The sequence below is a fragment of the Streptomyces sp. NPDC032822 genome, assembly GCF_055578825.1.
The window spans coordinates 393,863-413,552 of record NZ_JBVIOL010000008.1; the positions used below are offsets into that span (position 1 = coordinate 393,863).

17 protein-coding genes are annotated in these 19,690 nt (G+C 70.1%); 1 reads left to right on the forward strand and 16 read right to left on the reverse strand.

The window, feature by feature from the left end:
- Positions 1 to 88: 88 nt before the first annotated feature.
- The 4 genes from ACZ5VD_RS24675 to ACZ5VD_RS24690 form a co-directional block, all read right to left on the reverse strand.
- Positions 89 to 556: a GNAT family N-acetyltransferase gene (locus ACZ5VD_RS24675; protein ID WP_468549427.1), complete on the reverse strand. Its 468-nt coding sequence runs from the start codon at positions 554 to 556 to the stop codon at positions 89 to 91.
- Positions 553 to 1,497: an RluA family pseudouridine synthase gene (locus ACZ5VD_RS24680; RefSeq protein WP_468549426.1), complete on the reverse strand. Its 945-nt coding sequence runs from the start codon at positions 1,495 to 1,497 to the stop codon at positions 553 to 555. The genes ACZ5VD_RS24675 and ACZ5VD_RS24680 overlap by 4 nt, the downstream gene beginning before the upstream one ends.
- Before the next feature lie 74 nt (positions 1,498 to 1,571).
- Positions 1,572 to 2,174 carry a signal peptidase II gene (lspA, locus tag ACZ5VD_RS24685; protein ID WP_468549425.1) on the reverse strand — a complete coding sequence of 201 codons (603 nt, stop codon included), beginning with the start codon at positions 2,172 to 2,174 and terminating at the stop codon, positions 1,572 to 1,574.
- 67 nt (positions 2,175 to 2,241) lie between these two features.
- Positions 2,242 to 3,111 (reverse strand): TraR/DksA family transcriptional regulator, encoded by an 870-nt coding sequence (locus tag ACZ5VD_RS24690; RefSeq protein WP_468683303.1) that lies wholly within the window; start codon positions 3,109 to 3,111, stop codon positions 2,242 to 2,244.
- A 603-nt stretch (positions 3,112 to 3,714) separates the two neighbouring features.
- Between ACZ5VD_RS24690 and ileS the strand changes: the two genes are divergently transcribed.
- A complete protein-coding gene (gene ileS, locus ACZ5VD_RS24695; protein ID WP_468683304.1) occupies positions 3,715 to 6,858 on the forward strand; it encodes an isoleucine--tRNA ligase in 3,144 nt (1,047 codons plus the stop codon).
- 221 nt (positions 6,859 to 7,079) lie between these two features.
- Here ileS and ACZ5VD_RS24700 read toward each other — a convergent pair whose 3' ends face one another.
- The 12 genes from ACZ5VD_RS24700 to ACZ5VD_RS24755 form a co-directional block, all read right to left on the reverse strand.
- Positions 7,080 to 8,294, reverse strand: a complete 1,215-nt coding sequence (locus ACZ5VD_RS24700) for a DivIVA domain-containing protein (protein ID WP_468549422.1) — start codon at positions 8,292 to 8,294, stop codon at positions 7,080 to 7,082.
- A 46-nt stretch (positions 8,295 to 8,340) separates the two neighbouring features.
- Positions 8,341 to 8,625 (reverse strand): YggT family protein, encoded by a 285-nt coding sequence (locus tag ACZ5VD_RS24705; protein ID WP_033318070.1) that lies wholly within the window; start codon positions 8,623 to 8,625, stop codon positions 8,341 to 8,343.
- Between the two features lie 71 nt (positions 8,626 to 8,696).
- The gene (locus tag ACZ5VD_RS24710) at positions 8,697 to 9,356 is read right to left on the reverse strand and encodes a cell division protein SepF (protein WP_468549421.1); all 660 of its coding nucleotides are present in this window, start codon (positions 9,354 to 9,356) and stop codon (positions 8,697 to 8,699) included.
- A 130-nt stretch (positions 9,357 to 9,486) separates the two neighbouring features.
- Positions 9,487 to 10,206: a YggS family pyridoxal phosphate-dependent enzyme gene (locus ACZ5VD_RS24715; protein ID WP_468549420.1), complete on the reverse strand. Its 720-nt coding sequence runs from the start codon at positions 10,204 to 10,206 to the stop codon at positions 9,487 to 9,489.
- 6 nt (positions 10,207 to 10,212) lie between these two features.
- Positions 10,213 to 10,944 (reverse strand): peptidoglycan editing factor PgeF, encoded by a 732-nt coding sequence (gene pgeF, locus ACZ5VD_RS24720; RefSeq protein WP_468683306.1) that lies wholly within the window; start codon positions 10,942 to 10,944, stop codon positions 10,213 to 10,215.
- On the reverse strand, positions 10,941 to 12,143 hold the full coding sequence (gene ftsZ, locus ACZ5VD_RS24725) for a cell division protein FtsZ (protein ID WP_468549418.1): 1,203 nt from the start codon (positions 12,141 to 12,143) through the stop codon (positions 10,941 to 10,943). Before ftsZ ends, pgeF begins: the two co-directional genes overlap by 4 nt.
- Before the next feature lie 280 nt (positions 12,144 to 12,423).
- Entirely contained in the window at positions 12,424 to 13,218 is a 795-nt protein-coding gene (locus ACZ5VD_RS24730) for a cell division protein FtsQ/DivIB (protein ID WP_468683307.1), read from the reverse strand.
- A 25-nt stretch (positions 13,219 to 13,243) separates the two neighbouring features.
- Positions 13,244 to 14,344 carry an undecaprenyldiphospho-muramoylpentapeptide beta-N-acetylglucosaminyltransferase gene (gene murG / locus ACZ5VD_RS24735; RefSeq protein WP_468549416.1) on the reverse strand — a complete coding sequence of 367 codons (1,101 nt, stop codon included), beginning with the start codon at positions 14,342 to 14,344 and terminating at the stop codon, positions 13,244 to 13,246.
- A 6-nt stretch (positions 14,345 to 14,350) separates the two neighbouring features.
- Entirely contained in the window at positions 14,351 to 15,706 is a 1,356-nt protein-coding gene (gene ftsW, locus ACZ5VD_RS24740; RefSeq protein ID WP_468549415.1) for a putative lipid II flippase FtsW, read from the reverse strand.
- Between the two features lie 90 nt (positions 15,707 to 15,796).
- A complete protein-coding gene (gene murD / locus ACZ5VD_RS24745; protein WP_468683309.1) occupies positions 15,797 to 17,230 on the reverse strand; it encodes a UDP-N-acetylmuramoyl-L-alanine--D-glutamate ligase in 1,434 nt (477 codons plus the stop codon).
- On the reverse strand, positions 17,212 to 18,282 hold the full coding sequence (mraY, locus tag ACZ5VD_RS24750; protein ID WP_053749615.1) for a phospho-N-acetylmuramoyl-pentapeptide-transferase: 1,071 nt from the start codon (positions 18,280 to 18,282) through the stop codon (positions 17,212 to 17,214). Before mraY ends, murD begins: the two co-directional genes overlap by 19 nt.
- Positions 18,282 to 19,688, reverse strand: a complete 1,407-nt coding sequence (locus tag ACZ5VD_RS24755; protein WP_468549413.1) for a UDP-N-acetylmuramoyl-tripeptide--D-alanyl-D-alanine ligase — start codon at positions 19,686 to 19,688, stop codon at positions 18,282 to 18,284. The genes mraY and ACZ5VD_RS24755 overlap by 1 nt, the downstream gene beginning before the upstream one ends.
- Positions 19,689 to 19,690: the final 2 nt, after the last annotated feature.

Sequence of the window (19,690 nt, forward strand, 5' to 3'; positions counted from 1 at the left end):
GGTGGTCTCGACGATCACACAACAGGCCTCAAGCCTGCCACGCCGCCATGGACAGCGACCCGTTCGCCGCCCCGGCCGGGGCAGACGGCTACAGCACGCGCCGCATCGACCGGTGCGGCATCCCGGCGTCCGAGAACTCCGCTCCGTACGCCACGTACCCGAGGCGCTCGTAGAACCCCAGCGCCTGCGTCTGCGCGTGCAGGTCCACCGCGGCGAGCCCCCGCGCGCGGGCCGCGTCCTCCACGGCCCGGACGAGCGCGGCGCCGATGCCCAGCCCCCGCGCGTCCCTGGTCACGGCGAGCCGGCCCAGCGAACCCACCGCCGGGTCGCCGTCGGTCCTGGCCGCGGCCGCCTCGCCGGACAGCAGCCGCCCGGTCCCGAGCGGTGTGCCGTCCTCCCGGACCGCCAGCACGTGCACGGCGCCGGCGTCGTGTTCGTCGTACTCGATCTCCGCGGGGACGCCCTGTTCGGCGACGAAGACCTCCTTGCGGACCGCGAAGCACGCCTCACGGTCGGCGGGGTCCTCGGCGACCCGCACGACGTAGGCCGAGGTCATGCGTAGGTCTCCTCGCGAACCTGGTCCAGCGCCTGCTGGAGGTCGTCCGGGTAGCCGCACTCGAACTCGACCCACCGGCCGTCCCCGGGGTGCTCGAAACCCAGCCGGACGGCGTGCAGCCACTGGCGGGTCAGGCCGAGCCGCTTGGAGAGCGTGGGGTCGGCGCCGTACGTCAGGTCGCCGACGCACGGGTGCCGGTGGGCGGCCATGTGGACGCGGATCTGGTGGGTGCGGCCGGTCTCCAGCTTCACGTCGAGCAGGGAGGCCGCGCGGAACGCCTCGATGAGGTCGTAGTGCGTGACGGACGGCTTGCCCTCGGCGGTGACCGCCCACTTGTAGTCGTGGTTCGGGTGCCGGCCGATGGGCGCGTCGATGGTGCCGCTGGTCGGGTCCGGGTGGCCCTGGACGAGCGTGTGGTAGCGCTTGTCGACCGTGCGCTCCTTGAACTGGCGCTTGAGCGAGGTGTACGCGTACTCCGACTTCGCCACCACCATCAGGCCGGAGGTGCCCACGTCGAGGCGGTGCACGATGCCCTGGCGCTCGGCGGCGCCCGAGGTGGAGATGCGGTACCCGGCGGCGGCGAGCCCGCCGATGACCGTCGGTCCGGTCCAGCCGGGCGAGGGGTGGGCGGCGACGCCGACCGGCTTGACGATCACGACCACGTCATCGTCGTCGTGGACGATCTCCATGCCCTCGACCGGCTCGGCGACGATCTGCACGGGCGCGGGCGCCTGCGGCATCTCGACCTCCATCCAGGCACCGCCGTGCACCCGCTCCGACTTCCCGACCACCGACCCGTCGACCGTGACCTTCCCCGCGGCGGCGAGCTCGGCCGCCTTCGTACGGGAGAAGCCGAACATGCGGGAGATGGCGGCGTCGACACGCTCGCCCTCCAGGCCGTCGGGCACGGGCAGGTTACGGATCTCGGGAACGGTGCTCACCCGTCGAGTATGCCGGACGGGTCCGACACTCTCGTACGAGAGTCCGGGGGCCCGGCCCTCGTGGACGTTGCTGCTCAGTCCTTGTGGACGGTGCCGTCCGGGTCGAGCCCCTTGAAGGAGAGCAGCACGATCAGGATGCCGCCGCACACGATCGCCGAGTCGGCCAGGTTGAAGACCGCGAAGTGCTTCGGCGCGATGAAGTCGACGACCGCGCCCTCGAAGACTCCCGGCGACCGGAAGATCCGGTCGGTGAGGTTGCCGAGCGCACCACCGAGCAGCAGGCCCAGCGCGATCGCCCAGGGCAGGCTGTAGAGCTTGCGGGCGAGGCGGGCGATGACCACGATCACGGCCGCCGCGATCACCGTGAAGATCACGGTGAAGGCCTCGCCGAAGCCGAAGGCCGCGCCCGCGTTGCGGATGGCCTCGAACTTCAGCCAGTCCCCGATGATCTCGATCGGCGCGTGGTGCTCCAGCTTGGCGACCACGATCATCTTGCTGATCAGGTCGAGGGCGTACGCGAAGATCGCGACGGAGAACAGCACCGCGATCCGCCGCCTGCCCCGGGGCCGCTCCGTCTCGGCGGCGCCCGCGGGCGCCGCCGCGTCGGATCGCTCCGGCCCGCCTCCCGCCGCCTCTGGGGTATCCGGCGTACCGATGATGCGCTCCGCCTCTGCCACGTGAGTCCCTCAACCTAGGTACCTGACTGAGGACGAGGGTACGACACGCCCCCCGGCACCCAGGCGATCAGTACCGGCGTTCCTGCTTCTGCTTGCACTCCACGCACAGGGTGGCCCGCGGGAAGGCCTGCATACGGGCCTTGCCGATGGGGTTGCCGCAGTTCTCGCACAGGCCGTAGGTGCCCGCGTCCAGCCGCCCGAGCGCGCGCTCGGTCTGGACGAGCATCTCGCGCGCGTTGGCCGCCAGGGCCATCTCGCTCTCACGCGTGATGTTCTTGGTCCCGGTGTCTGCCTGGTCGTCGCCCGCGCCGTCCCCGGAGTCCCGCATCAGGCCCGCGAGGGACTGCTCGGAGGAGGTGATCTCGTCGCGCAGCCGGGTCGACTCGGAGGTCAGCTCGGCCCGCGCTTCCTCGACCTCCTCCGGCGTCCAGGGGTCCTCGCCGGGGCGCACCGCGAGCTCGCCGGGCTCCGTTCCGGCGAACCGCGCCTTGGGGACCGCGGTCTTCGCCGCCGTGGCCGTGCCAGGGGTCTTCTTCGCAACCACCGTCGTGGCTCCCGTCTGCTCCGCGGCCTGCGCCGCGCCCGCCTTCTTGACCGTGCTCTTCTTGGCCGTGCTCTTCTTGGCCGCGGTCGTCCCGGTCGCGGTCGTCCTGGCCGCGCTCTTCACCGGGGCGTTCTTCGTGGCGGAGCTCTTCCGGGCGACGGCCTTCTTCGCCGCGCTCTTCTTGGCCGCCTTCTTGGCGACCGCCTCCCCGGCCGCCACCTTCTTCCCGGCGGTCTTCTTCGCCGCCGCCCCCAGCGCCTTCACGGCCTTGGCCTCCTGCTCGGCCGTGCCCCCCTGCGTGCTCTTCTTCCCGCCGACGTCCTTGGCCGCACCGCCGGAGGCACCCGTGGACCCGGACGCCGACTGCTGTACGGCGGTCTTCTTCGCCACCATGGCCGCGGCCCCTTCACATATTGTGATCTTGCACGCGAATCGTGCTGGGACGATAAATCGACTTGAGTCCCACGGCAACGGGGCACACCGCCCGATTCGCCCACCTCGCGGACGCCGCTCGGCAAACCTGCATGCGTTGTGCCCAGCTCCCCGCCGGGTAATCCGCCGAGCCGGGCGTCCCGGGATGCGAACACACGCACCTCGCCATTCGGGTCATCCCGGCCCTCGCCGAGCCTCCGCCGGCGGCCCCCGGAAAACCGGTCGGCCGTTGTCCTCGCGGCGCCGTACACTGGCCGCAGCGAAAAGCTTGGATGGGGACGAGTAGCGACGTACGCAGCCCAGAGCGACCCGGGGACGGTGGAAGCCCGGGGGCGAGCGCGACGTGAAGATCACCCCGGAGCCGCCGGAAGAACGCCGCAGCCCACCAGCCGCGGCCGGTAGACCCGGCATCGCGACCCCAATGAGGGGGCTCACCGGCGCGTTCGGCGCACCGGAGGGCCAAGGAGGGTGGTACCGCGGGAGCGCGCCGAAGGCGGCGCAGGAATGACACAGCTCTCGTCCCTCCGGACGGAAGGCAGCAAGTCCGCCGGAGGAAGCCCGCTGATGACAACGCCGACGTATCGCCAGGTCCCCGCCCAGGTCGACCTGCCCGCGCTGGAGCACACCGTGCTCGACTTCTGGCGCGAGCAGAAGATCTTCGCCAAGACCCTGGAGCAGTCCGAGGGCCGCCCCGAGTGGGTGTTCTACGAGGGCCCGCCCACCGCCAACGGCATGCCCGGCGCCCACCACATCGAGGCGCGCGTCTTCAAGGACGTCTTCCCCCGCTTCCGCACCATGCGCGGCTACCACGTGGCCCGCAAGGCCGGCTGGGACTGCCACGGCCTGCCCGTGGAGCTGGCGGTGGAGAAGGAACTCGGCTTCAACGGCAAGCAGGACATCGAGGCGTACGGCATCGCCGAGTTCAACGCCAGGTGCCGCGACTCCGTGACCCGCCACACCGACGCCTTCACCGACCTGACGACCCGCATGGGCTACTGGGTCGACCTCGACGACGCGTACCGCACGATGGACCCGGACTACATCGAGTCGGTCTGGTGGTCCCTCAAGGAGATCTTCGACAAGGGCCTGCTGGTCCAGGACCACCGCGTCGCCCCCTGGTGCCCCCGCTGCGGCACCGGCCTGTCCGACCACGAGCTGGCGCAGGGCTACGAGACGGTCGTGGACCCGTCCGTGTACGTCCGTTTCCCGCTCACCTCCGGCCCGCTCGCCGGTGAGGCCGCCCTCCTGGTGTGGACGACGACCCCCTGGACCCTGGTCTCCAACACCGCGGTCGCCGCGCACCCCGAGGTCACCTACGTGGTCGCGACGAACCCGGAGGGCACGGAGAAGCTCGTCGTCGCCGCACCGCTCGTGGAGAAGGCGCTCGGCGAGGGCTGGGAGACCACCGGACAGACCTTCACCGGCGCCGAGATGGAGCGCTGGACGTACCGGCGCCCCTTCGAGCTCGTCCCGTTCCCGGAGCCCGCCCACTACGTGGTGAACGCCGAGTACGTGACGACCGAGGACGGTACGGGCCTGGTCCACCAGTCCCCCGCCTTCGGTGAGGAGGACCTCAAGGTCTGCCGCGCCTACGGCCTTCCGGTCGTGAACCCCGTCCGCCCGGACGGCACCTTCGAGGAGGACGTCCCCCTCGTGGGCGGCGTCTTCTTCAAGAAGGCGGACGAAAAGCTCACCGAGGATCTCCAGCAGCGTGGCCTCCTCTTCAAGCACATCCCGTACGAGCACAGCTACCCGCACTGCTGGCGCTGCCACACCGCGCTCCTCTACTACGCGCAGCCTTCCTGGTACATCCGCACCACGGCCGTCAAGGACCGCCTCCTCCAGGAGAACGAGAACACCAACTGGTTCCCGGACTCGGTCAAGCACGGCCGGTACGGCGACTGGCTGAACAACAACATCGACTGGGCGCTGTCCCGCAACCGCTACTGGGGCACCCCGCTGCCGATCTGGCGCTGCGAGGACGACCACCTCACCGTCGTCGGCTCCCGCGCGGAACTCTCCGAGCTGACCGGCACGGACCAGTCCGGGCTCGACCCGCACCGCCCGTTCATCGACGCCGTCACGTTCGCCTGCCCGCAGTGCGAACAGCGGGCCACCCGCGTGCCGGAGGTCATCGACGCCTGGTACGACTCGGGTTCGATGCCGTTCGCGCAGTGGGGCTACCCGCACCGGAACAAGGAACTCTTCGAGTCCCGCTACCCGGCGCAGTTCATCAGCGAGGCCATCGACCAGACCCGCGGCTGGTTCTACACGCTGATGGCCGTCGGCACCCTGGTCTTCGACAAGTCGTCGTACGAGAACGTCGTGTGCCTGGGCCACATCCTGGCCGAGGACGGCCGCAAGATGTCCAAGCACCTGGGCAACACCCTGGACCCGATCCCGCTGATGGACCAGCACGGCGCCGACGCGGTCCGCTGGTTCATGGCGGCCGGCGGCTCCCCGTGGGCAGCCCGCCGGGTCGGTCACGGCACCATCCAGGAGGTCGTCCGCAAGACGCTCCTCACGTACTGGAACACGGTCGCCTTCCAGGCGCTGTACGCCCGCACGTCCGACTGGGCGCCCAGCGAGGCCGACCCGACCCCGGCGGACCGCCCGGTCCTCGACCGCTGGCTGCTGTCCGAACTCCACGCCCTCACCGACCAGGTGACGCAGTCGCTGGAGGCGTACGACACCCAGCGGGCCGGCAAGCTCCTCTCGGCGTTCGTCGACGACCTGTCCAACTGGTACGTACGCCGCTCCCGTCGCCGCTTCTGGCAGGGCGACAAGGCGGCGCTGCGCACCCTGCACGAGGTCGTCGAGACCGTCACCAAGCTGATGGCCCCGCTGACCCCGTTCATCACCGAGCGGGTCTGGCAGGACCTGGTCGTGCCGGTCACGCCCGGCGCCCCGGAGTCGGTGCACCTGGCGTCCTGGCCGGAGGCGGACCTGTCCGCCATCGACCCGGAGCTGTCGAAGCAGATGGTCCTGGTCCGCCGGCTGGTGGAGCTGGGCCGTGCCACGCGCGCGGAGTCGGGCGTCAAGACCCGCCAGCCCCTGCGGCGCGCGCTGGTGGCGGTGGCGGGCTTCGAGTCCCTCACCCCCGAGCTGCACGCGCAGATCACCGAGGAGCTGAACGTCGAGTCCCTGGCGTCCCTGTCCGAGGTGGGCGGCTCGCTGGTCGACACGACGGCCAAGGCCAACTTCCGCGCCCTCGGCAAGCGCTTCGGCAAGCGCGTCCAGGACGTGGCGAAGGCCGTCGCCCACGCGGACGCCGCCGCCCTGTCCCTGGCGCTGCGCGAGGGCACGGCGTCGGTGGAGGTCGACGGCGAGACGATCACCCTCGCTCCGGACGAGGTGATCATCACGGAAACCCCGCGCGAGGGCTGGTCGGTGGCGTCCGACTCGGGCGCCACGGTGGCCCTGGACCTGGAGATCACGGAGGCACTGCGTCAGGCGGGCCTGGCCCGTGACGCGATCCGTCTGATCCAGGAGACCCGCAAGAACAGCGGCCTCGACGTGGCCGACCGCATCGCCCTGCGCTGGACCTCCACGGACCCGGCGGTCATCGCGGCACTGGGCGAACACGCGGGCCTCATCGCCGACGAGGTTCTCGCCACCGACTTCGCCCAGGGCGAGGCGGACGACACCTACGGCGCCCCGTTCACGGACGAGGGCCTGTCCCTGACGTTCCGCCTGCGCAAGGTGTAGGCACCGGTCGCGAAGGCCCGGTCCTCACGAGGGGCCGGGCCTTCCGTGTGCCCCGACCCGGCCGCGAGGCCGGTTCCCCCTGAGGCCGGCGGGCACGTCCAGGACGTGGAGCGCCCGTACCCGTCGACCACCCCGACCCGCGCAAAAGGGCGGGACCCCGGATCGAAATCCGGGGTCCCGCCCTTTGAACGCTGCCGACGCCTAAGGCGTACTACTGGCCGTCAGTTGTCGTCCTCGTCGATCAGGAAGCCGCGCATCGGCGAGGGAGCCTGGCCCATCGGCGACGGGCCCTGCGGCCGTACCGGCGCCATCGGCTGGGTCATCGCCGGGGACATCTGCTGCTGGCCGCCGTAGGACGGCGGGGCCGGAGCCGGGCCACCGCCCATACCCTGGTTGCCGCCGTAGGACGGGGCGCTCGCGCCGGCCGGTGCCATGGAGGGCGCCGGGGACGGCGGCAGCGACGCGGCCGCGGGGGCACGCGGCGGGGCCAGCGAGTCGTCCGCCTGGGTCTCCAACTGACGCAGCTGCGACTCCAGGTAGGACTTCAGGCGCGTGCGGTACTCGCGCTCGAAGCCGCGCAGGTCCTCGACCTTGCGCTCCAGCGTGGCGCGGGCGGACTCCAGGGAGCCCATCGCGACGCGGTGCTTCTCCTGCGCGTCCCGCTCCAGGGCGTCGGCCTTGGCACGGGCGTCACGCTCAAGACCCTCGGCACGCGAACGCGCCTCGCCGACGATCTTGTTGGCCTCGGAACGGGCCTCGGCGATCGCCTGGTCGGCGGTCTGCTGGGCCAGCGAGAGGACACGGGCGGCGCTGTCGCCACCGGGGCCCTGACCGGGGCCGCCCATCGGACCGCCCATGGGGCCACCCATCGGGCCGCCCATCTGCTGCTGCATGGGCTGCTGACCGCCCATGGGGCCCTGGCCCATCGGACCCTGACCCATCGGGCCCTGACCCTGGGGGCCACCCTGGCCGCTGGGACCGGCAGGCAGCTGCGGCGCACCGCTCGGCAGCTGGGGCGGGCCGCCCATGGGGCCGCCCATCTGCTGCTGCGGGGGGCCAGATATTCCGGCCGGCACCGGGCCACCGGGCCCACGCATGCCCTGCTGCGGCATCCCTTGCTGCGGCATCCCCTGCTGGGGCATGCCCTGCTGCGGCATCCCTTGCTGCGGCATGCCCTGCTGGGACATCCCTTGCTGGGGCATGCCCTGCTGCTGGTCCTGCTGCTCCGGGGGCTTGCGCATGTTCTGCTGGTTCTGGGCAGCAGCGCGCGTGGCTGCGGCCAACTTGGCGCGCAGGTCCTCGTTCTCGCGGAGCAGGCGGGTCAGTTCGGCTTCGACCTCATCGAGGAAGGCATCGACCTCGTCCTCGTCATAGCCTTCTCGGAGGCGGACGGTCGTGAACTGCTTGTTCCGCACGTCCTCGGGGGTCAACGGCATCTCTTCACCTCAACGTAGTCGTCGGCATTCGGCAAGACCGTATCGTTCACAGCCGGCTCACGACGGAGATCAGGATGTAGACGATGATCATCAGTACGAAGAAGGACAGGTCGAGCGCCACGCCCCCGAGACGCAGCGGCGGAATGAACCGCCGCAGAAGCTTGAGCGGTGGATCAGTGACAGTGTAGGTGGCCTCCAGAACGACCACCATCGCCTTGCCGGGTTGCCACGAGCGGGCGAACTGGAAGACGTAGTCCATGACCAACCGGAAGATCAGCACGATGAGAAAGCACATCAGCGCGATGTAGACGACATCCAGAACCACGCTCATTACCTGTGCTTCCCTCTCCCCTGTTCCATGCTGCCGGGTACTACTTGTACTGCCGTTTCCGGTCGTGTGTCTCAGCTCTGGTTGAAGAACCCGCCCTCTGCGATACGGGCCTTGTCCTCCGCCGTGACATCGACGTTAGCAGGCGACAACAGGAACACCTTCTGCGTCACCCGCTCGATGCTGCCGTGAAGACCAAACACCAAACCGGCCGCAAAGTCGACAAGTCGCTTCGCGTCCGTGTCATCCATCTCGGTCAGATTCATGATCACCGGGGTGCCCTCACGGAAGTGTTCCCCGATGGTACGGGCCTCGTTGTAGGTCCGGGGGTGAAGTGTGGTGATCCGGTAAGGCTCTCGTTCCGACACGACCTTGGGCATGATCACCGGTGCGTTCTTCTCCAGGCTGGCGCGTTCTTGTGTGATGGATGCCACGGGCGCGATGCGCGCCGGACGCCCGGATTCCGCGCCTAGCGAAGAAGATCGGGGCAACGGGTCGCGCGACACCGGGGCTTGCACCACTCGTACCGATTCGTCCCTTTCGGGCTGATGCGCCTGGTGGGACTGGTGAGAACCATGGGGCTGGTGCGACAGCTCATGCCGTCGGCGGTCCCGCTCGGGTTCCGGGTCCAGTTCGGGTTCGAAGTCGTCGTCGGGGTCGAAACCGCGGCCGTCGTACCCATCGTCCTCCACGAGGCCGAGGTAGACCGCCATCTTGCGCATCGCGCCGGCCATTCTCTGAGTCCTCCGCTCTGTGGTGGATCGGCTGACGACTGCCAAGTGCCCGCGATCCACGAGGTCGTTATGCCCGCTCTTCCTGCGGTAATGACCATATTTTCTGCTGTGGTCCGACTTCCTGGCGACGTTACCCGAGCCTGGGGCGTACTCCGAGTACCGCGGTGCCGACGCGTACATGTGTCGCTCCGGCCGCCACAGCCTGCTCAAGGTCCGCACTCATCCCTGCCGAGACCATGTTCGCAGCCGGATGAGCTCGGCGCAGGTCGGTCGACAAATCCATCAACCGCCCGAACGCCGCCCGTTGGCGCCCCGCGTACTCACCGGTGAGCGGAGCGACGGTCATCAGTCCGTCGAGCCGCAGCCCCGGAGCGTCGGCTACGAGGTCGGCCAACTCTTCGATTCCGCCAGGTCCTACGCCACCCCGCTCCCCTCGCCCGCTCGCTCCCGCGTCGAGTGCCACCTGGATCAGACAGCCCACCTCGCGCTCGACCCGCACGGCCTCCTTCGACAGGGCCGTCACCAGCTTCGAACGATCGACGGACTGCACAATATCCGCGTAACCGACCACAGAGCGCACTTTATTGGTCTGCAACTGACCGACGAAGTGCCAGTCGAGGGGCAGATCAGCACATTCCGCCGCTTTGGGGGCCGCGTCCTGGTCGCGGTTCTCGGCGACATGGCGGACCCCGAGTTCCGAAAGCATCCGTACATCGCTCGCCGGATAGGTCTTGGTGACCACGATCAGCGTGACGTCCGCACGCTTGCGCCCCGCGGCCTCACAGGCGGCGGCGATGCGCTCCTCCACTGTCGCCAGGTTTCCGGCGAGTTCGTCCTTACGGTCCGTCATGCCCCATCAGTCCAGCCAGACATATCCCGCGAGTCGCCCCGTGGTGCGATCGCGGCGGTATGAGAAGTGGTCGTCCGACTCCCGGGTGCAGACCGGCGACTGCTCGCGGTCGTTCACCCCGAGCCGGTCGAGTTGTGCGTGCACCGCGGCGGTCACGTCGACCGCGGGCGTGCCCCAGCTGGTCTCGGCGTGGGCCGCCGGTTCGACGGCGGCGACCTCGGCGCGCATCTCCTCGGGCACCTCGTAGCACCGGCCGCAGACCGCGGGCCCGGTGCGGGCGATGATCCGGGCGGGTTCGGCGCCGAGTTCCACCATGGCCCGGACGGCGGCGGGGACGACCCCGGCGATCATGCCGGGCCGGCCCGCGTGTGCCGCGGCGGCGACCCCGGCGACCGGGTCGGCGAGCAGGACCGGAGTGCAGTCGGCGGTGAGGACCGCGAGGGCGAGACCGCGCCGGGCGGTGACGACCGCGTCGACCGAGGGAACCCGCGCGGCGGAATCCCAGGGTCCGTCCACCGTCGCCACGTCGGCTCCGTGGACCTGGTTCATCCAGACCACCCGGGCCGGGTCGAGCGCCAGGGACTTGGCGGCGAGTTCACGGTTGGTGCGTACGGCGCCGGAGTCGTCGCCGACCGCCCCGCCGAGGTTGAGCTCCTCATACGGAACGGCGCTCACCCCGCCCCACCGGCCGGTGAAGGCGAAGTGCGCGCCGCTCACGCTGTCGCGCTGTCCTATCACTTCAGGAAGTCCGGCACGTCCAGCTCCTCGGCCGCGCTGTCCGAGTAGGTCCGCGACGGCGGGACCGGCGGGGCGACCGGAAGGTCGGCCACCGGCTCGGACTCCGGCTCCTCCTTCGGCGTGACGCTGCCGAGCGAGCCGAAGGAGGGACGGCTCTCGGTCTGCCGTACCGGAGTGGATTCCTGGCGGCCCGAGCCCGTCGAGGACGAGGACGACGTCGAACCGAGGGCGGTGTCCCGGCGGGTCGGCGGCTGGCCGCCGTCGAAGCCGGCCGCGATCACGGTGACCCGGACCTCGTCACCGAGGGCGTCGTCGATGACCGCGCCGAAGATGATGTTGGCCTCGGGGTGCGCGGCCTCGCTCACCAGCTGGGCGGCCTCGTTGATCTCGAACAGACCGAGGTCGGAGCCGCCGGAGATGGAGAGCAGCACACCCCGGGCGCCGTCGATGGACGCCTCCAGGAGCGGCGAGGAGATCGCCATCTCGGCCGCGGCCACCGCGCGGTCGTCGCCGCGGGCCGAGCCGATGCCCATGAGGGCCGAACCGGCCTCGGACATGACCGACTTGACGTCGGCGAAGTCGAGGTTGATCAGGCCGGGCGTGGTGATGAGGTCGGTGATGCCCTGAACACCGGAGAGCAGGACCTGGTCCGCCGACTTGAAGGCGTCGAGGACCGAGACCTGGCGGTCCGAGATGGACAGCAGCCGGTCGTTCGGGATGACGATGAGGGTGTCGACCTCTTCGCGGAGTTCGGCGATGCCGTCCTCGGCCTGGTTGGCTCGGCGCCGCCCCTCGAAGGTGAACGGGCGGGTGACCACGCCGATGGTGAGGGCGCCGAGGTTGCGCGCGATGTTGGCCACGACGGGTGCGCCGCCGGTGCCGGTGCCGCCCCCCTCGCCGGCCGTCACGAAGACCATGTCGGCCCCCTTGAGGACCTCCTCGATCTCCTCGCGGTGGTCCTCTGCCGCCTTGCGGCCGACGGCCGGGTTGGCTCCGGCGCCGAGTCCGCGGGTGAGTTCGCGGCCGACGTCGAGCTTGACGTCGGCGTCGCTCATCAACAGCGCCTGCGCGTCGGTGTTGATGGCGATGAACTCGACGCCCTTGAGACCGACCTCGATCATCCGGTTGATGGCATTGACACCACCGCCGCCGACACCGATGACTTTGATGACTGCGAGGTAGTTCTGCGGTGCTGCCACGTCGAAGGCCTCTCGCCTCGAGTTACGTGTCGCCGCCTCGCGGCGTTGCCGCGGTCCGACGACTGATGCCGATGTGGGACGGTCCGTATCGCCGACCCGAACCCTAACGTTGAAGTTTAGGGTTACCAGTGTGTCTGTTCCCTGGAGTCTTCTGAACAGGACACTAAGTCGACAAGTGGCGCACGTTCAACGAACACGCCGAACCTCCCGTTTTTCTTTTCACCCTATGTGATCAGGCGTAGCGCTGCCCAACCAGGGTGCTGGCCTGCGCGGATGTGCGTCAACTCCCTGATGACGCGGGCGCGGTGGGAACACTGACGTCGAAGTACCGCGCATCGGGAGAGGCTTTCATGAGAGCCGTGAGCGTACGGGCTTTCGCGGCGGCCTTCTCGCTGCTCCCCCAGGCGACGGTCCGGCCGTCGTCCAACTCCAGCGAGATGTCGTCGTAGGAACGCACCTTGACGGCCCGGGTGCGGTGCGCGACGGCGGCCGGAACGGCTCGGGCGACGCGGACCGCTTCCCGCACCAGTCGCTCCTCACCGAAACGCCGCAGGCTCGCTGCGCGGGAACCCGGCTGAGACAGTGTCAATTCCAGTGCGGGCACGCCTTTCGGAGCTTCGGAAACCGTGGCGAAACGGACACCACCGTCGTCCACTTCCACAAAGTTTCGGCCCTTTTGAACAAGCAGAACCGGAGTACGCTCGGTCACTTTCAGCCCGATTCCGTGAGGCCAGGAACGCACTACGTCAACCACGTCAATTCGGGGCAATTTCCGGCGCAGTCGTGCTTCCATCGCATCGGTCTCGACGGAAATCAACGGCGCCCCGACCGGAACGTCGGCCGCCTCGCGGACCTGTGCCGGCGTCAGCACCCGGGTCCCGGAGACCGATACGCGCTCCACCCGCAGCCATTTGGAGCCGTACAGCGCCCAGACGGAGCCGGCGCCGACGAGCACCAGAGCGACGGCGAGGATGATGATCGTACGAAGTCCGGGCGGTGTGAACCTTCGGGCGGGTGGCGGGCCGGACGACTCCTGTTGGCGTTCACCGCGTTCGGCGGTCGTCGATCCGGCCACGCTCCCTGCCTTCCCTCATACGGGTCTAACGGCGTGCCGCACGGTTGGCGGCGATCGCCTCGTACACCATGCCGACGAGCAGGTCGTCGGCGTCACGGCGGCCGAACTCACCGGCCGCGCGGGACATCTGGTAGAGCCGGTGCGGATCGGCGAGCACGGGCAGGACGTTCTGCTGCACCCACTCGGGCGTCAGGTCCGCGTCGTCGACCAGGAGTCCGCCGCCGGCCTTGACCACCGGCTGGGCGTTCAGCCGCTGTTCGCCGTTGCCGATGGGCAGCGGGACATAGGCGGCCGGGAGTCCGACGGCGGAGAGTTCGGCGACGGTCATCGCGCCCGCGCGGCAGAGCATCAGGTCGGCCGCGGCGTACGCGAGGTCCATCCGGTCCACGTACGGTACCGGGATGTACGGGGGCATCCCCGGCATCTGCTGTACCTGCGGCAGTTCGTTCTTCGGGCCGACCGCGTGCAGGATCTGGATCCCGGCCTGCTGGAGGTAGGGGGCGACCCGCTCGATCACCTCGTTGAGGTGGCGGGCGCCCTGCGAGCCGCCGGAGACCAGCAGCGTCGGCAGGTTCGGGTCGAGCCCGAAGGCGGCGCGGGCCTCGGGGCGTACCGCCGCCCGGTCCAGGGTGGCGATGGCGCGGCGCAGCGGGATGCCGATGTAGCGGGCGTCGCGCAGCTTGCTGTCCGGGGTGGAGACGGCGACCTGGGCCGCGTACCGCGAGCCGATCTTGTTGGCCAGGCCCGGGCGGGCGTTGGCCTCGTGGACGACGATCGGCACGCCCAGGCGCTTGGCGGCGAGGTAGCCGGGCAGGGCCACGTAGCCGCCGAAGCCCACGACGGCGTCCGCCTTGGTGCGCTCCAGGATCTGCTCGGCGGCCTTGATCGTGCCGCGCAGCCGGCCCGGGACGGTGATCAGCTCGGGGGTCGGCTTGCGTGGCAGCGGTACCGCGGGGATCAGCGCGAGGTCATACCCCCGCTCCGGTACCAGTCGGGTCTCCAGGCCGCGCTCCGTGCCCAGGGCCGTGATTCCCACGGTCGGGTCCTGCCTGCGCAGGGCGTCCGCGAGGGCGAGCGCGGGCTCGATGTGGCCGGCGGTCCCCCCACCGGCGAGTACGACATGCACCGAAATTCACCGCTCTCCGGACGAACGCGCCGCCGAGGCACGCCGTCGCATCGTGTTCCATCTCCGGGGCTCCCGCACAGAGCCCCCCGCGCGCTTTCTGCCGAAGCGGGGTTGCCGCAGAGAAAGCGCCATCCGCGCAGCGGGATCCTCACGCGCGAAGGCGATCAGGAGCCCGATGGCGAACATGGTCGGCAACAGGGCGGAACCCCCGTAGGAGAACAGCGGGAGGGGGACACCGGCGATCGGCAGCAGACCGAGCACCGCACCCATGTTGATCACTGCCTGAGCGGTGATCCAGGTGGTCACACCTCCCGCGGCATACCTCACGAAGGGGTCCTCCGTGCGTCCGGCCACGCGGATACCCGCATAGCCTAGAGCCGCGAAGAGGGCGAGCACCGACAGCGTCCCCGCCAGGCCCAGTTCCTCACCGGTGACGGCGAAGATGAAGTCCGTGTGGGCTTCCGGGAGTTGGCCCCATTTTTCCACACTCGCGCCGAGCCCGGAACCGAAGAGCCCGCCGGATGCGAGGGCGTAGATGCCGTGGACGGCCTGCCAGCAGTCGGCGCCCGAGGACTTCGGCTCGGTGGCGCCGATGCACTGGAGCCGGGCCATCCGGTTGGGGCTGGTCTTGATGAGGATCACACCGAGGGTGGCGGCGATCGACAGCACGCCGACGAACAGCCGGGTCGGTGCGCCCGCCAGCCACAGCAGGCCGAACAGGATCGCTGTGAGAATGATCGCGGTGCCCATGTCGCCGCCGAGCATGATCAGCCCGAGCAGCATGAAGGCGACCGGCACGAGCGGCACCAGCATGTGCTTCCACTGGGACAGCAGTTTCCGGTCCTGTTTGCGGGCCAGCAGGTCGGCGCCCCACAGCACCAGGGCGAGCTTGCCGAACTCGCTGGGCTGGATCTGGAAGGAGCCGCCGAGCGAGATCCAGTTCTGGTTGCCGTTGACCGACATCCCTATCCCCGGCACCTGGACCAGGGCCATCATGAAGACCGCGCCCGCCAGGATCGGGTAGGCGAGCGCCCGGTGCAGTTTCACCGGGATCCGGGAGGCGACCACCAGCAGCACCCCGCCGATGACGGCCGCCAGGAGCTGCTTGCGGAAGAAGTAGGAGCCCGGCAGGGACATCTGCAGTGCCGTGATCTGGGAGGCCGAGTAGACCATCACCAGACCGAGCACGGTGATCAGCAGGCTGCCGCCGAGGATCAGGTAGTACGCGGTCAGCGGCCGGTCCCAGGCGCGGCGGGCGCGCAGGTACAGGCGGAGCAGCGGGTTCTCGCGCGGTGCCCGGGCAGCGGCGGGCCGGGCGACCCGTCGCTGGACGGGCGGCCGGCCGGTACGGCTACCGGACATCGGCGTCTCCGCCGTACGTCGGCCACGTGTTCATAACTCGGTTCGCGAGTCCCACGCGTCCCTCCCAAGGTCGCCCGGCAGGCGGCCGGGTCAGGCGCCGAGTCCGCGAACCGCCTCCGCGAACGCGTCACCGCGCTGGTTGTAGTTGGTGAACATGTCCATGGAGGCACAGGCCGGGGCCAGCAGGACCGTGTCGCCCGGGGCCGCGAGCCGCTGCGCCTCCCGCACCGCGTGGAGCATCGCCCCAGTGTCGGTCCGGTCGAGGTCGACCACGGGTACTTCCGGGGCGTGTCGCGTGAGGGCTTCGCGGATCAGCGCGCGGTCCGCGCCGATCAGGACGACTCCGCGCAGCCGCTTGGCCGCGCCGGTGACCAACTCGTCGAAGGTCGCGCCCTTGGCGAGGCCCCCCGCGATCCACACGATCGGCTCGTACGCCGCCAACGAGGCCTGTGCCGCGTGGGTGTTGGTGGCCTTGGAGTCGTCGACGTACGCGACGCCGTCCACGTCGGCCACGTGCGCGATGCGGTGGGCGTCCGGCGTGTAGGCCCGCAGCCCGTCCCGTACGGCCGCCGGGGGCACCCCGTAGGCGCGGGCGAGGGCCGCCGCCGCAAGGGCGTTGGCGATGTTGTGCGGGGCGGGCGGGGTGACGTCGGAGACCTCGGCGAGCTCCTGGGCGTTCTGCTGCCGGTCCGCCACGAAGGCGCGGTCGACCAGGATGCCGTCCACCACGCCGAGTTGGGAGGGCGCCGGCGGGCCGAGGGTGAAGCCGATGGCCCGGCAGCCCTCCTCGACGTCCGCCTCGCGCACCAGGTCCTCGGTGGCCGGGTCGGCGAGGTTGTAGACGCAGGCGACGCGATTGCCCTCGTAGACGCGGCCCTTGTCGGCGGCGTACGCCTCCATGGAGCCGTGCCAGTCGAGGTGGTCGGGTGCCAGGTTCAGCACGACGGCCGAGTGGGCGCGCAACGAGGGCGCCCAGTGGAGCTGGTAGCTGGACAGTTCCACCGCGAGGATGTCGTAGTGCTCCTCGCCGAGGACCGCGTCGAGGAGCGAGACGCCGATGTTGCCGACGGCGGCGGTGCGCAGGCCCGCCGCCTTGAGGATCGACGCCAGCATCTGGGTGGTGGTCGTCTTGCCGTTGGTGCCGGTGACGGCGAGCCAGGGCGCGGCGTCCGGGCCGCGCAGCCGCCAGGCCAGTTCGACGTCGCCCCAGACCGGCACACCGGCGGCGCGCGCCGCCGCGAACAGGGGCTTGCCGGGCTGCCAGCCGGGAGCCGTGACGACGAGTTCGGTGCCGGTGGGCAGGGTGGCGCCGTCGCCCAGGCGCACGGTGACGCCCAGGGCCTCCAGTTCGGCCGCCTGGGCGCGGGCCCGCTCGTCGTCGCCGTCGTTGACGACGGTGACGCGGGCGCCGCGCTCGTGCAGTGCCCGGGCCGCCGGGATACCGGAGACGCCGAGGCCGGCGACGGTGACGTGCTTGCCCTCCCAGGAGGGCCCCTGCCCGTCGGTCACTTGTCCGCCGCCCATCCCGCGTAGAAGAGACCCAGGCCGACGATCACACAGATGCCCTGGATGATCCAGAAGCGGACCACGACAAGGACTTCGGACCACCCCTTGAGTTCGAAGTGGTGCTGGAGTGGCGCCATGCGGAAGACGCGCTTCCCGGTGAGCCGGAAGGAGCCGACCTGGATGACGACCGACATGGTGATCAGGACGAACAGGCCGCCGAGGAGGGCGATCAGCAGCTCGGTGCGGGAGCAGATCGCGAGGCCGGCGAGGACACCGCCGAGCGCGAGCGAACCGGTGTCACCCATGAAGATCTTGGCGGGCGAGGTGTTCCACCACAGGAAGCCCAGACAGGCACCCATGAGCGCCGAGGCGATGACCGCGAGGTCGAGTGGGTCGCGTACCTCGTAGCAGGCGCCCGGGTTGGTCAGGCTCTCGCCGTTGGCGCAGGACTCCTGGAACTGCCAGACACCGATGAAGGTGTAGGCGCCGAAGACGAGGACGGAGGCACCGGTGGCGAGGCCGTCCAGACCGTCCGTCAGGTTCACGCCGTTCGACATCGCGAGAATCATGAACAGCGCCCAGACCACGAACAGCACGGGGCCGATCGTCCAGCCGAAGTCCGTGATGAACGACAGCTTGGTGGAGGCCGGGGTGTTGCCGCGGGCGTCCGAGAACTGCAGGGAGAGCACCGCGAAGCTGATGCCGACGATCAGCTGGCCGGCCATCTTCGCCTTGGCCCGCAGGCCCAGCGAACGCCTCTTGACGATCTTGATGTAGTCGTCGAGGAACCCTACCAGGCCCATGCCGACCATCAGTCCGAGCACCAGCAGACCCGAGTAGGTCGGGGTGTACCCGGTGATGACCTTGGACAGGAAGTACGCGGCGACCGTCGCGAAGATGAAGGCGATACCGCCCATGGTCGGCGTACCGCGCTTGCTGCCGTGCGTGCGCGGGCCGTCGTCGCGGATGTACTGGCCGTAGCCCTTGCGGGCGAGCAGCTTGATCAGCAGCGGAGTGCCGACCAGGGTCAGGAACAGACCAATGACTCCTGCGAACAGGATCTGCTTCATCATCGGGCGGCAACCTCACCCTCGGCACCGGTCTCGATGAGCGCCTGCGCCACGCTCTCGAGCCCGACCGACCGGGACGCCTTCACGAGGACGACGTCTCCCGGGCGCAACTCGCTGCGCAACAGGTCGACAGCCGCCTGTGCGTCGGACACGTGCACCGACTCCTCACCCCACGAACCCTCGTTATATGCGCCCAGTCGCAGCCAGGACGCTTCCCTGCCCCCGACCGCGACGAGCTTGCCGACATTGAGCCGGACGGCGAGCCGTCCGACCGCGTCGTGCTCGGCGAGAGCCTCGTCCCCGAGCTCGGCCATCTTGCCGAGCACCGCCCACGTACGACGTCCGTTTCCCATGGCTGCGAGCGCGCGCAAGGCGGCTCGCATGGACTCGGGGTTCGCGTTGTAGGCGTCGTTGACGACCGTCACGCCGTCCGGGCGCTCGGTGACCTCCATACGCCAGCGGGAGAGGGAGCCCGCCTCGGAGAGCGCGGTGGCGATCTCTTCCGCGGACATGCCCAGTTCGTGGGCGACGGCAGCCGCTGCGAGCGCGTTCGACACGTGGTGCTCACCGTACAGGCGCATGGTCACTTCGCTTGCACCGGAGGGTGTGTGGAGCCTGAAGGCGGGCTGTCCGCTGTCCGTGAGTCGCACGTTCTCGGCACGTACGTCCGCTTCGCCTGACTCCCCGAAAAGGATCACCTTCGCCTTCGTACGGGAGGCCATGGCCCGTACGAGCGGATCGTCGGCGTTGAGGATGGCGGTGCCGTCCTCGGGAAGGCCCTCCACGAGTTCGCCCTTGGCCTGCGCGATCTGCTCGCGACCGCCGAACTCCCCGATGTGGGCGGTGCCGACGTTCAGCACGAGGCCGATCTTCGGGGGCGTCAGGTCGGCGAGGTAGCGGATGTGGCCGACCCCGCGGGCCCCCATCTCCAGGACGAGGAACCTCGTCTCCTCGGTGGCGCTCAGCGCGGTCAGCGGCAGGCCGATCTCGTTGTTGAGCGAGCCGGGCGTCCACACCGTGGGCGCCTTGCGCTGGAGCACCTGGGCGATGAGGTCCTTGGTGCTGGTCTTGCCGGCCGAGCCGGTGAGCGCGACGAGGGTGGCGCCGAGCCGTCGGACGACATGGCGCGCGAGGGCGCCCAGTGCCCGCTGGACGTCCTCGACGACGATCGCGGGGACACCGACGGGTCGGGACGCCAGGACGGCGACCGCGCCCGCCTCGACGACCGCGGCGGCGAAGTCGTGGCCGTCCACGCGCTCGCCGACGAAGGCGACGAAGAGGGTGCCGGGCCCCGCCTCGCGGGAGTCCCGGACGACCGGTCCGGTGACCTGGACGGACGGATCCGGTATGTCGTGCGTCTGCCCGCCGACGACTGAGGCGATCTCGGCGAGGGAGAGGGCGATCACAA

Coding starts and splice junctions, on each gene's coding strand:
- ACZ5VD_RS24675 (WP_468549427.1), bottom strand. CDS start 556: ATGACCTCGGCCTACGTCGTGCGGGTCGCCGAGGACCCCGCCGACCGT.
- ACZ5VD_RS24690 (WP_468683303.1), bottom strand. CDS start 3,111: ATGGTGGCGAAGAAGACCGCCGTACAGCAGTCGGCGTCCGGGTCCACG.
- ileS (WP_468683304.1), top strand. CDS start 3,715: ATGACAACGCCGACGTATCGCCAGGTCCCCGCCCAGGTCGACCTGCCC.
- ACZ5VD_RS24700 (WP_468549422.1), bottom strand. CDS start 8,294: ATGCCGTTGACCCCCGAGGACGTGCGGAACAAGCAGTTCACGACCGTC.
- ACZ5VD_RS24705 (WP_033318070.1), bottom strand. CDS start 8,625: ATGAGCGTGGTTCTGGATGTCGTCTACATCGCGCTGATGTGCTTTCTC.
- ACZ5VD_RS24710 (WP_468549421.1), bottom strand. CDS start 9,356: ATGGCCGGCGCGATGCGCAAGATGGCGGTCTACCTCGGCCTCGTGGAG.
- ACZ5VD_RS24715 (WP_468549420.1), bottom strand. CDS start 10,206: ATGACGGACCGTAAGGACGAACTCGCCGGAAACCTGGCGACAGTGGAG.
- ftsW (WP_468549415.1), bottom strand. CDS start 15,706: ATGTCCGGTAGCCGTACCGGCCGGCCGCCCGTCCAGCGACGGGTCGCC.
- murD (WP_468683309.1), bottom strand. CDS start 17,230: ATGGGCGGCGGACAAGTGACCGACGGGCAGGGGCCCTCCTGGGAGGGC.
- mraY (WP_053749615.1), bottom strand. CDS start 18,282: ATGAAGCAGATCCTGTTCGCAGGAGTCATTGGTCTGTTCCTGACCCTG.